This window comes from Actinophytocola sp. (assembly GCF_045807065.1).
In the GTDB taxonomy this organism is placed as follows: Bacteria; Actinomycetota; Actinomycetes; order Mycobacteriales; family Pseudonocardiaceae; genus Actinophytocola.
In genome coordinates, this window is record NZ_JBJMIE010000134.1 from 1 (window position 1) to 12,037 (window position 12,037).

Below are 12,037 nucleotides of genomic sequence, written 5' to 3' on the forward strand. Positions count from 1 at the left end.
GGGCACGTCGACCCGATCATCGGCAAGAACGCCCACATGGACGTGTTCCCCCGCGTCGTGGACTTCCTCAAGCGGAACGGGGACTAGGGCGCGTGCACAACGAACATGTCGACGTCGTGGTCGTCGGGTCCGGCTTCGGCGGCTCCGTCACCGCGTACCGCACGGCGGCCGCCGGGCTGTCCGTCGTGGTGCTGGAACGCGGCCGCGCCTACGCGCCGGGCACCTTCCCCCGGAATCCCGGCGACATGGGCGGCGCCTTCTGGGACCCGGACCAGGGCCTGCACGGCCTCTACGACGTGTGGAGCTTCAGCGGCTGCGACTCGGTCGTCGCCAGCGGTCTCGGCGGCGGCTCGCTGATCTATGCCAACGTGTTGCTGCGCAAGGACGAGCACTGGTTCGTGCACGACGAACCGCTCGACGGGGGCACGGCGCGGCCGTGGCCGGTGACGAGGGCGGACCTCGACCCGCACTACGACGCGGTCGAGGAGATGCTGGGCGCCACGCCCTACCCGTTCGAGCACCCGGCCTACGCGCACACGCCGAAGACCATCGCACTGCGGGACGCGGCCACCGAGCTGGGGCTCGACTGGCAGCTGCCGCCGCTCGCGGTCAGCTTCGCGAGCAAGCCCGGCGGCGAGCCCGGGCTCGGCCTGCCCATCGTCGAGCCGGCGTACGGCAACGTGCACGGCGCGGCCCGGCGCACGTGCCGGCTGTGCGGCGAGTGCGACCTGGGCTGCAACGACGGCGCCAAGAACAGCCTGGACCACACCTACCTCTCGGCGGCCCACCACCACGGCGCGGACCTGCGCACCCTGCACGAGGTGTGGAACATCCGGCAGCGGCCGGGCGGCGGCTACGCGGTGGACTACGTCCGGCGCGACGGCGTCCCCGGCAGCCACACCATCGAGTGCGACCGGCTGGTGCTGGCCGCCGGCACGTTCGGCACCACGCACCTGCTGCTGCGCAGCCGGGGTGAGCTACCCGGCCTGTCCGGCGCGCTCGGCCGCCGCTTCTCCGGCAACGGCGACGTGCTCGCGTTCCTGCTGCGCGCCAGGGACCGCACCCGGACCCGGGAGCTCGACGCGAGCCTCGGCCCCGTGATCACCAGCGCGATCCGCCTGCCGGACGACCTCGACGGCGAGGCCGGCGCCGGCCGCGGCGCCTACATCGAGGACGGTGGCCACCCCGGGTTCGTCGACTGGCTGGTCGAAAGCGCCGACCTGCGCAACAACGTCATGCGGGTCTCGCGGTTCGTCCTCAACCGTCTCTGGTCGACCTTCACCGGCGACAGGAACATCTCCGGCGACCTCGCGGACCTGTTCCAGTCCCCGGAGCTGTCCATGAACTCCCTGCCGCTGCTGGGGATGGGCCGCGACGTGCCGAACGGTCAGCTGCGGTTGCGCGGCGGGAAGCTCGACGTCGAGTGGGACCCGGAGGCGAGCACCGAGTACTTCGACCGCCTGGAGACCACCATGCGGCGGATCGCGGACGTGCTCGGCGCCGAGTACTCCGGCCTGCCCGCCTGGCTGGACCGCAGGTTCATCACCGTGCACCCGCTCGGCGGCGCCGCCATGGGACACCACCCGGGCGAGGGCGTCTGCGACGGCTACGGCGAGGTCTTCGGCCACCCCGGGCTCTACATCGCGGACGGGTCCGCCATGCCGGGCCCGGTGGGAGCGAACCCGTCCCTGACCATCGCCGCACTGGCCGACCGGCTGTCCACCCGGCTCCTGTCGACGAAGCCGACGCCCGCACCCCGCCCACAGCCGCCCCGGCCGAGCGTCGAGCCGACCGCGCTGTCGTTCCACGAGAAGATGTCGGGCTTCGTCGTCCTGGGCGCCACCGACCCACGGTCGACGCGCCGCGGCGACGGCGAGCGACTGTCGTTCGAACTGACCATCCACGTCGACGACGTGGACACGTTCCTGGACCACCCCGAACACCTGGCCCGCGCCGAGGGCTGGGTGGAAGCGGCGTGCGTCGGCGGCCGCCGCCCGGTCGAACAGGGCTGGTTCAACCTGTTCGCACCGAGCGAAGCGCCGGGCAGCCGAACCATGCGCTACCACCTGTGGTTCACCGACACCGACGGCCGCGCCCGCACACTCAGCGGCTGGAAGGACGTCCACCAGGGCCCCATCACGCACATGTGGCGCGACACGACCACGCTGTACACCAAGCTGCTGTGGAACCACATCGCCCCCGACGACGACGCCCTCCCGAAGGCCGCCGCCGGCGCGGGAATACTGCGCATCACCCCGATAGCCCTGACCTCAACCATGCGCAACTTCCGGGTGAGCGGCCCACACCCGGTCGCCGGACTGACCCGCTTCGGCAGGTTCTTCCTGGGCGGCCTGTGGGACGTCTACGGACCGGGGTGATGAGGGGACACCCCGTGAGGTGGCCGATCGGAGTAGCTGGGGGGCAGCTCCGGTCGGCCACGCTGTCCCCCCGGGCTCGGTTGCCAGGAACGACCCGATCACCCCCGCACGCCACGCCCCGCGGTAAAGGCCAGCATCGCCGCGGCAGTCCGCGCCGGGTCCTCGAGGTTGGGCGAATGCCCGACCCCACCCAACAACTCGACCAACGCCCCAGGAACAACCCGGTAACCGCCGGCGGACGAAACCGTCCACCGTCGATCCTCCTCTCCGAAGAGCACCAACCACGGCTTCCCGAGCACCGCCAACCGCGCCGGCAGGGACCGCTCGTCCAGATAGGCGCGAACGGCCACCGACGTCGCCCCGAACACGGCGAAGTCGATATCGCGGAACTGATCCACATAATCCCGCGGAATCTCGAAACCGGGCCGGAACCCGTCACTCATGGCCTGCCGGATCTCGTCATCGCTCAATTCCGCCCACGCCGTCGCCCGGCGGGGAACGTCCTTGGCGACATAAGCGTCCATGTCCGGCCCGGTGTTGATGAGCACGGCCGCACCGACCAGCTCCGGCCGCAGCTCGGCGAGCGCCGTGACGATCACCCCGCCACTGGAGTGCCCCGCGACGACGGCGTGCCCGACGCCGAGCCGATCCATGGCCACCCCGACCCGCCGGGCCTGGTCCGCGACCGCGTAGCTCGCGCCGTCCGGCCGCGCCGACCGCCCGCAGCCGAGCAGATCGATCCGGATGACCCGATGGGACCCGGTCAGCAACGGAACCAGGGGGTCCCACGAACGCCCGGACGCGGCCGTCCCGTGGATGAGCAGGAGCGCGGGCGCGTCGCGGGGGCCGTCCTCGTACACGTGGAGCTCGCCGTCCGCCAGGGACAGGGTCGACTCGGTTTGCTTGCCGTCAGAAACAGTCATGGGAGCCACTCTCACTCCCGCCATCTCCCGACGGCTTGTACGAATGTCCGTAGCATGGGGCGATGGGGGAGGAACCAGACGACGGGCTGCTGTGGGACATCGCGTGCCCGAGCCGCCCGATCCGCGTCCCCGGCGTCACGATGGCGGGTTTCGTCGACCGCGGCATCACCCCGCCTGGCCTGCGGCTGATCCCGCACCCGGCGGTGACCCTGATCCTGGTACTCGGCGGCACGGTCGCCATGGAGGACCACACCGGCCGGCGCCAGCAGGGCAGCTTCGTCCTCGGTCTCGGGTCCGGCGAGACCCTGCGCGCGGTGCGGACGGACGCCTTCGAGTGCCTGCAGGTGCGCCTGTCACCGGTGGTCGCGCACGCCGTCCTGGGGGGCGCGCTGGGCGAGCTGGGCGGCGCCGTGCCGTTCGACGAGTTGTGGGGCCGGGAGGCGTCGCGGGTCACCGAGCGGCTGAGTGACCTGTCCTCCTGGCAGGAGCGCTTCGCGTGGGTCGACCGGTGGCTCGCCGACCGGTGCGCGGCGGCGACCCGGGTGGACCCGGAGGTGGCGTGGGCCTGGCGGCGGATCCTCGCCGGCCGGGGCACGGTCCGGATCGAGCGGTTGGCGGCCGAGGTGGGCTGGAGCCGCAAGCGCCTGTGGGCCCGGTTCCAGTCGCAGCTCGGCCAGCCGCCCAAGCGGGCCGCGAAGCTGGTCCGCTTCGACCACGCCGTGCACGACCTGGTCGCGGGCGGGAACCCGGCGGGGGTGGCGGCCGACGGCGGCTACGCCGACCAGTCCCACCTGCACCGCGACGTCGTGGCGTTCACCGGGTTGACCCCCGCGACCGTGGTCGACGAGCCGTTCCTCGCGGTCGACGAGCTCGCCTGGGGCTGGCCCGGACGCCGCCCTCGGCCGTGACCGAGCACTCAGCCGCGCGTAGGCCGAACTGACGTGGACGTGCCGTCGAACGGGGCATACTGGACGGGGTGACCGAGCGGCAGACCGCGGCGCGCGAGGCAGTGGACCGGCTGCTCCGCCCGACCCGCATCTACGTCGAGCCGGCGGCGGCGGAGCTGCCGCGAGGACGCGCCGTGCTCGACCGGTTCCCGGACGCGGAGCGGGTGGAGGTGGCGAGCCACTGGCAGATCCCGGAGCTGCACGGCGACGAGGCCAACGTGCGCCGCTGGGTGCGGATCAAGACCGAGGCGCTCGTGCTGGGCGTGAAGAAGTCGCTGACCGCGCGGCGCAACGACCGCTCGTCGAACTTCATCGCCCCGTCCACGGCCAACGGCTGCGCGATGGCGTGCGCCTACTGCTACGTGCCGCGGCGCAAGGGCTACTCCAACCCCATCACGGTGTTCGCCAACATCGAGCAGATCACCGGCTACCTCCACCGGCACATCACCCGCCAGGGCACCAAGCCGCGGCCGGACCAGTGCGACCCGCACGCGTGGGTGTACGACATCGGCGAGAACTCCGACTGCTCGGTCGACGCGCTGGTCAGCGACAACGTCAGCGACCTCGTCGCGCTGTTCCGCCGGCACCCGACCGCGAAGGCCTCCTTCGCGACGAAGTACGTCAACTCCGACCTGCTGGCGCTCGACCCCGCCGGCCGCACACGGATCCGCTTCTCGCTGATGCCCGCGCGGCTGGCGAAGCTGCTGGACGTGCGGACCTCGCCGGTCGGGGACCGCCTCGCGGCGCTGGACGCGTTCGTCGACGCCGGCTACGAGGTGCACGTGAACCTCAGCCCGGTCGTGCTCCACGACGGCTGGTTCGACGACTGGCGGGAGCTGCTGACCGACCTCGGCGACGCCGCCGGTCCCCGCACCAGGGCACAGCTCGCCGCCGAGATCATCATGCTCACCCACAACCAGAACCTGCACGAGGTCAACCTCGGCTGGCACCCGAAGGCCGAGGACGTGCTGTGGCGTCCCGACCTCCAGGAGACCAAGCGGAGCGGCAACGGTGCCGACAACCTGCGCTACCGCGTGCACCACAAGCGCCGGGAGCTGGACCGGCTGCTCCAGCTGATCAGCGAGGTCGCGCCGTACCTGCGGGTTCGCTACGCCTTCTGAGCGCGGCTACCGCGTGTGGGCGCGCTCGCGGCGCACGGGGCCGACGTCGGCGTGGCGGCCGGGCAGCACCGCGGCGTGCCGCTGTCCCGGGCCGGGTCCGCGCCGCGCGGCCAGGGCGTCGGCGACGACCCCGGTGGCGACGGCGTACACGGTCTTGTGCAGCAGGTCCACCACCAGCTCACCCCGCGGCCAGGTGGGCGGCGGGGCGCCGACCCCGGTGAGGTTCTCGAGGATCTGGTCGTTGGTGAGCCGGACGACGGCGAACTTGGCCGACGACCACGGGCCGCGCAGCCCGGCGTGCGCCATGACCGAACGCAGCACCCCGAGCACGATGCCCTGACCGAAGTGCATCGCCCAGTTCACGGGCACCGGCTGCCGGCCGTCCTTCTCCGGCATCCCGGTCAGGCGCTGCAGCACCCGCGCCGGCACGTGCGAGTCCGGGCGGTGGGTCAGGCGCTGCTCCACCTTCTCACCCACCGTCATCACCAGAACCCCGACGCCGCCGGCGACCAGGCCCTCCCACAGAGCGCGTCTCATCATGCCGGCCCGGGTACCCCCGCGCGCCCGGTCAACCCCCGCCGATCCGCTCCATCGGGTGAACGCGCGGTTTGCCGCACCGCCGCCGGGTATTCGGCCGCGATCGGGAAACGGCGACTGCGGGGAGAAGCGGATGCCAGACATCAGGACGGCGATCATCTACTACTCGGCCACCGGCAGCGTGTACGCGATGGCCCAGACCGCGGCGAAGGCCGCCGAGCACGCCGGGTCCGAGGTGCGCCTGCGGAAGGTGCGCGAGCTGGCGCCGGAGGAGGCGATCGCCAGCAACGAGGGGTGGGCCACCCACGCCCGCCAGACCCAGGACGTCCCCGAGGCCACCCTGGACGACCTGGAGTGGGCCGACCTGCTCGTCATGGGCGCGCCGACGCGGTTCGGGATACCGGCGGCGCAGCTGAAGCAGTTCATCGACACCACCGGTCCGCTGTGGGCGGAGGGCAAGCTGGTGAACAAGGTCGCGACGTCGTTCACGTCGACGGCCACCGCGCACGGCGGGCAGGAGACCACGCTCACCGCGCTGAACACACCTTCTACCACTGGGGCTGCGTCATCGTCCCGCCCGGCTACGCCGACCCCATCCAGTTCCAGGCCGGCAACCCCTACGGCGCGAGCCACACGTCCAACAACGGCCAGGTCCCACCCGGCCAGGTCGAGCTGGACGCGATGTCCTTCCAGACCAGGCGTGCCGTCGAGATCGCCACCGCGCTGAAGGCCGGGCTCGCCCGGTAGTTCGGCCGGCGTCAGTTTGGCCGGCGTCTGCCTTGGGAACCACGATGGGGTGACCAGGGGAGCGGCGCTCGTCGCGGTGATGCTGCTGGCCGTCGTCGCCGGGTGCGACGACGACCCGGGGACTGCCAGCCGGGTGGTGACCGGCGAGCTGGCCGGGCGGCACGAGGCGGAGCTGGACGTGGTGAGCGGCGCCGACACCGTCACGGTGCGCGCCGCGGACCTCGGCGACGACCTGTTCCGCGCCTCCGCGCCGGTCGGTGCCCGGGTGGTGCCGGTGGCCGACGTGGACCGCTCGGCGGTCCGGGTCTCGCTCACCGACTCCGCCGGCCCGGGCGGGGCCGACCTGGTGGTGGAGCTGAACACGAAGGTGCGGTGGCGGATCCGCCTGGACGGCGGCGCCAAGCAGGCGACCGTCGCGATGGGCGGGAGCCGGCTCGCCGGGCTCGACTTCGGCGCCGGCAACTCGCGGATCGAGGCGAGCCTGCCCGAGCCGACGGGCACGGTGCCGGTCCGCATGGCCGGCGGCGCGTCCGTGTTCGACCTGCGGCTGCCACGGGACGTCGCCACCCAGGTGCGCATCGCCGGCGGAGCCGGTTCGGCGACCATCGACGGCGTCCAGCACACAGGCATCCCGGGCGGCACGGTCTACACCCCGGACGGGTGGGACAGCGCGACCGACCGCTACCTCATCGACAACACGGCGGGCGTCTCCTCGCTCACCGTCGACCGGATCCCCGGCTGACGGTGGCGCCCGACACCCACCCGGTGTCCTCGGCGGTCTCGGTTCTCGACGGCCGTCTCAGTTCTCGACGATGATGGTGCCACCCGTGGCCTGGGCGGCGGTGGCGGTCACAGCGGCCCCTGCCGTGAGCGCCACGATCAGTAGCAACAGTGCGACGATGCGGCGGAGAACGGCCATTGGTCGCCTCGCTTTCGGGCTGGTGCGCCAAGGGTAGCGCCGGCCGGGACACACCTCCACCCCTGCCCGGCGGATTCCCCGCCACCGGCCGGGCCGCGGCGCCGCCGTCTCCCCGCTCTGTGTTGATTACCGGTCGATCGGCTGGGATCGCTCCATCGGGTGTTGAGGCAACACTCCACAGATTGTTGATCACCACTCGATCGGGTGTTGAGGGCATGGGTTCGAGGGCAGGTGACCCCGCGTTGCCCGTTGCCGTCCCCCGACCGGGGTGATGCCCATCCGGGCGGCGGGCGGGTTCGGGTGGTATTGCTGGGCGGGTCGAAGATCGGCTCGCCTACCACCGCAGGAGGTCGTTCCCCCGTGCCAGATCCCCGCTTCCGCGCCTTCGCCGACCGTCTCCGCGCCCGCGAGCGCGCCGTGGGCTACTGGGTGGCACTCGACAGCCCGGTGTCGACCGAACGCATCGCCCGCCTCGGCTACGACTACGTCACCCTCGACGCGCAGCACGGCCTGCTCGGCTACGCCGGCCTCCTGGCCGGCCTGACGGCGATCGACGCCGCGGGCGTCTCGGTGGGCCTGGTCCGGGTGGAGGCGAACGACCCGACGTACATCGGCAAGGCCCTCGACGCCGGCGCGGGCGGCGTGATCGTCCCCCTGGTGGACGACGCCACGGGCGCGGCGGCCGCCGTGGCCGCCGCCCACTACCCGCCGTCGGGCCGCCGCAGCTACGGCCCGACGCGCTCGGCACTGCGCGTGGGCCCGACCCCCCGGGACGCCGACGCGACGGTGGTGGTCCTGGCGATGATCGAGACCCCCGGCGGCCTGGCCAACATCGAGGAGATCTGCGCGACCCCCGGCCTGGACGGCGTCTACGTCGGCCCGGCCGACCTGCGCCTAGCGGTGGGCGGCACCCACCCGAACGACCCGGCGGTGGACGAGCCCTTCGAGACGGCACTACGCACGATCCGCGACACCGCGGCGACCGCCGGCATCGCGGCAGGCGTCCACACCTTCACGGGCGACCAGGCCGCCAGCCGGCTGGCGGAGGGCTACACGTTCGCCACTGTCTCCTCGGACCTGGCCCACGTGGAACAGGCCGCCCGCACTCACCTGGAGGCCGCCCGCCGGTAACCCTCGGGCACTGCCCCGGACCACGTCGGATCGGCCACGCCGAGCGCGGCCGACCCGCCGCGCGGCGATTGTCAAATTCTTGTCCTGTGGGTGAAACAGCGTCAGAACTAGCATGAACTCGATGACGGCTGACCCGGATTTCGACGCTGCCGAGGAATTGGTTCGGCAGGCCGTCGAATGCTTCGAACGCTCCCGCTACCTCGCCCCCGGCGTCGCGGAGGCGTTCGTGGAAAGCCTCGCATTCAGATACTGGCGACACGACGCTCGGGTGCTGCTGGTGTCCACGATCCCCGGGCAACCGCAGTGGATCTGGCCGCCCGATCTGAGCGGTGACGACAGGCGGCGAGCGGTCATCACGCTGTTCACGGAAGTTGGTGTCGCCACCGCCTCCCATGACGCGTTGCGGTTCGTCTCGGACTCGGTCTGCCACTACCTCGCGCTCACCGAGGTCGGTGACCTGCCGCACCGGCCGGCGGCCGCCGCGGAACTCGGCGAGCGCGACCGGGGCCAGGGTGCCACGGCCTTCCTCACCATCGCGGCTGCCGGTGCCAGGAAGGAACCGAAGCCGCTCGACCTCCTCCGGGCGGCGCACGTCCTCGATCCGGAGCGCACGACCGCGACGCTCGTCGACCAGACGCAGGCGGACAAGATCTTCGCCGACCTGGCGCGCACCGCCAAGATCGGCCTGGTGCGGGTCCGGGCGGCCCTGCAGCTATCACCCAGCGAGGATGTCGTGCGCATCCTGGACGAGATCGTGTGCCAGCTCGGCGGGCACGAGGACGTCCAACGCGCCGCGGCCGAGGAGGCCGTGAAGTACGACGAAGAGCAGGCACGGTGGCGGTTGTCCCACGTCCAGCCCAACCTTTCGCCGCGCACGGGTGCCTTCGTCGCCGACCTGCTGCGGCGCGCCGGGCGGTAGCGGATGACCGAGAGCAGCTGACAGCGCGATGCCGGCGAGGGCGGAACAGGTCGACGCGGTGGGCGTGCTCAGGGAGACCGAGCTGTTCGGTTCGCTCGACGAGCGGGAGCTCACGGCGGTCGCGACCTCGTGCCTGCGGCGCACCTACGGGAAGGGGCAGTACCTGTGCCATCAGGGTGACCCGGGGGACCGGCTGTTCGTCCTGGCCCGAGGCATCGCCAAGGTGACGTTCGTGTCCGAGCGGGGCGCGGAGATGGTGCTGGCGACGCTCGGTCCGCACGGCATCGCCGGGGAGATCGCGATCCTCGACCAGGGACCGCGGTCCGCGTCGGTCGTGGCCGTCCTGCCCACCACAGCCCTGATGCTGAGCCGGTCGGTCCTGCTCGAGCTGATGGGCGCTCATCCGGCCGTGCTGAACGCCCTGCTGACCCGGCTCGGGGCGTTGGTGCGGCGGCGGACCGAACAGGCCGGTGATCTGGTCTTCCTCGATCTGGGCGCGCGACTCGCGAAGCTGCTGCTCCAGCTGGCGGTGGAGCACGGCCGCCACGACGGCGACCGGGTCGTGCTGGAGCTCGGCCTGAACCAGAGCGAGCTCGCGGGGATGGTCGGTGGCAGCCGACCGGCCGTGAACCGGGTTCTACACGTGCTCGCCGCTCGCGGACAGGTCGAGGTCAGCGGCCACACCATCACCCTCTGCGACCTGCCGGCCCTCCGTCGCCGTGCCGGTGGTTGAGCTCCCGGCTGTCCGCGGAACGACACCGGTGCTGTGCTCCCGGTGACAGCGTCGGCGGCCGCCATCGGGAAGGGTTTTCCGTTCCGAGCCGGGAAACAAGCACCTGGAGGACCACACCATGCGCCGTCGTACGCTCGTTGCCCTGGGCGGCATCGTCGCCCTGGTGATGACCCTGGCCAGTCCTGGCCTCGCGTCCGCCATGTGGACGCCGGTGAACTTCTACATGTTCCAGACCCAGCACGTGTGCCGCGATGGGCTCGTCATCGACCTCGCCTACAACGATCCCGCCGCCACCCAGAACCTGACGTCGTGGCCGATGACGGTCTGGGTCTACGACCCGGCCACCCACGCGACCGCGTCCAAGGGTTTCACTGTGCCGCGCAGCACGACCACCAGCGCGCCGGACATGCTGCAGAGCGGGTTCCACGCCATGTACCTGAGCCGCAACAACAAGTTCCCCTGGACTACCGCGCGGGCACCCGGCAGCCAGGTCTCGGTGGCGGCCGGCACGCAGGACTACCGCGTCCGAACCGTGGAGAACTGTTCGATCAACACCCGCCTGGATCCCTTCGCCGTCGGCTACGTCTGGGCCCACACGCCGACCCCGACCCCGACCACCTATTACCCGGACCAGTACTGGTCGTACAACAGCACCATGCAGGCCAACTCGGTGACCAGGACCGGGACGGGCACCTACACCGTCTCCTTCCCCGGACTGGCCGGCACGGGCGGAAACGCGCAGGTCACCGCCTATGGACCGGTAGCCAGGGTGTGCAAGCTGGCGAACCCGCCGATGACCACGTCCGGCACCACACTGCGGCTCAACGTGCGGTGTTTCTCGGCGGGGTCCAGCGGCGTGCCAGCCGACGCGCAGTTCACGGCCTCGTACACCGCGGGGTACGGCACGGCCAATACCCTGGCGTTCCTGCTCGCCGACCAGCCCGCCAGCGCTTCCTACCGGCCGAACCCGACCTACCAGTACAACAACAGCGGTGGGTACCTGTCCGTCTCCCGGCAGAGCACCGGCAAGTACACGGTGTTCATCCCTACCAACTCGTTGGCGCCATGGGGTGGCAGCGTCAAGGTCACCGCGGTCGGCACCACGAACACCGACTGCAAGGTCCGTGACTGGTTCGAGTGGGACTACACGGAGTACGTCGACGTGTGGTGCTTCGGCGGAAACGGGTTGCCCGCGGACTCGATGTTCAGTATGGCCTACGTGTACCGCATGAACCTGCTCGGCAACAACCTCATGGCGGACGGCTATGTCCTCTCGGACGATGAGGAACCGTCGATGAACTCCTATTACTCGCCGTCCACGGCATACCAGCGCAGTGCGACGATCTCCGAGTCCGGGAACGTCTACCTCCGCCGCGAATATCCCGGCGACTACCCGGCACCCTACGACGTACTGCTCACTCTCCAGAACTCACAACAACTCTCCGGGAACGGCGCCAGTTGGGATGGTGGCAACGTGCAGGTCACCGCCTACGGCGTGGACGAGTACGGGAACCAGAACCACCGGTGCCAGGTCGGGAACTGGACCGACGACATGTGGGTCGACGGGCAGAACTACGCGCTGTCGGGTCGACGGGTCCGGGTCTACTGTTTCGACGCGGGGGGAAATCCGGCGCAGAGCCAGTTCACCTTGCAGTACACCGGGCAACTCCAGTAGTAGGGGG

Annotated in this window: 11 protein-coding genes; 9 read left to right on the plus strand and 2 right to left on the minus strand. The window is 71.3% G+C overall.

Going from position 1 to position 12,037, the window contains the following annotated elements; genetic code table 11:
- Positions 1–92 precede the first annotated feature (92 nt).
- Positions 93–2,378: an FAD-dependent oxidoreductase gene (locus ACJ73U_RS07755; protein WP_407776850.1), complete on the plus strand. Its 2,286-nt coding sequence runs from the start codon at positions 93–95 to the stop codon at positions 2,376–2,378.
- Positions 2,379–2,476: 98 nt separating this feature from the next.
- Here the strand turns inward: ACJ73U_RS07755 and ACJ73U_RS07760 are convergent, their stop codons facing one another.
- Positions 2,477–3,301, minus strand: coding sequence for an alpha/beta fold hydrolase (locus ACJ73U_RS07760; RefSeq protein WP_407776851.1), 825 nt, complete (start codon positions 3,299–3,301; stop codon positions 2,477–2,479).
- A 62-nt stretch (positions 3,302–3,363) separates the two neighbouring features.
- Between ACJ73U_RS07760 and ACJ73U_RS07765 the strand changes: the two genes are divergently transcribed.
- Both ACJ73U_RS07765 and ACJ73U_RS07770 read left to right on the plus strand, forming a co-directional pair.
- A complete protein-coding gene (locus ACJ73U_RS07765) occupies positions 3,364–4,209 on the plus strand; it encodes a helix-turn-helix domain-containing protein (RefSeq protein WP_407776852.1) in 846 nt (281 codons plus the stop codon).
- A 68-nt stretch (positions 4,210–4,277) separates the two neighbouring features.
- A complete protein-coding gene (locus tag ACJ73U_RS07770) occupies positions 4,278–5,369 on the plus strand; it encodes a spore photoproduct lyase family protein (protein WP_407776853.1) in 1,092 nt (363 codons plus the stop codon).
- A 6-nt stretch (positions 5,370–5,375) separates the two neighbouring features.
- Here the strand turns inward: ACJ73U_RS07770 and ACJ73U_RS07775 are convergent, their stop codons facing one another.
- Positions 5,376–5,909, minus strand: a complete 534-nt coding sequence (locus ACJ73U_RS07775; RefSeq protein ID WP_407776854.1) for a hypothetical protein — start codon at positions 5,907–5,909, stop codon at positions 5,376–5,378.
- A 130-nt stretch (positions 5,910–6,039) separates the two neighbouring features.
- On the opposite strand from ACJ73U_RS07775, the gene ACJ73U_RS07780 reads away from it, so the two are divergent.
- The 6 genes from ACJ73U_RS07780 to ACJ73U_RS07805 all read left to right on the plus strand — a co-directional run bounded on the left by ACJ73U_RS07780 (position 6,040) and on the right by ACJ73U_RS07805 (position 12,030).
- Positions 6,040–6,633, plus strand: coding sequence for an NAD(P)H-dependent oxidoreductase (locus ACJ73U_RS07780; RefSeq protein ID WP_407776855.1), 594 nt, complete (start codon positions 6,040–6,042; stop codon positions 6,631–6,633).
- Positions 6,634–6,702: 69 nt separating this feature from the next.
- Entirely contained in the window at positions 6,703–7,395 is a 693-nt protein-coding gene (locus tag ACJ73U_RS07785; protein WP_407776856.1) for a hypothetical protein, read from the plus strand.
- 537 nt (positions 7,396–7,932) lie between these two features.
- Positions 7,933–8,703: an HpcH/HpaI aldolase family protein gene (locus ACJ73U_RS07790; protein WP_407776857.1), complete on the plus strand. Its 771-nt coding sequence runs from the start codon at positions 7,933–7,935 to the stop codon at positions 8,701–8,703.
- Positions 8,704–8,824: 121 nt separating this feature from the next.
- On the plus strand, positions 8,825–9,622 hold the full coding sequence (locus ACJ73U_RS07795; protein ID WP_407776858.1) for a hypothetical protein: 798 nt from the start codon (positions 8,825–8,827) through the stop codon (positions 9,620–9,622).
- Positions 9,623–9,650: 28 nt separating this feature from the next.
- A complete protein-coding gene (locus ACJ73U_RS07800; RefSeq protein ID WP_407776859.1) occupies positions 9,651–10,355 on the plus strand; it encodes a Crp/Fnr family transcriptional regulator in 705 nt (234 codons plus the stop codon).
- 118 nt (positions 10,356–10,473) lie between these two features.
- The gene (locus ACJ73U_RS07805; RefSeq protein WP_407776860.1) at positions 10,474–12,030 is read left to right on the plus strand and encodes a hypothetical protein; all 1,557 of its coding nucleotides are present in this window, start codon (positions 10,474–10,476) and stop codon (positions 12,028–12,030) included.
- Positions 12,031–12,037 lie beyond the last annotated feature (7 nt).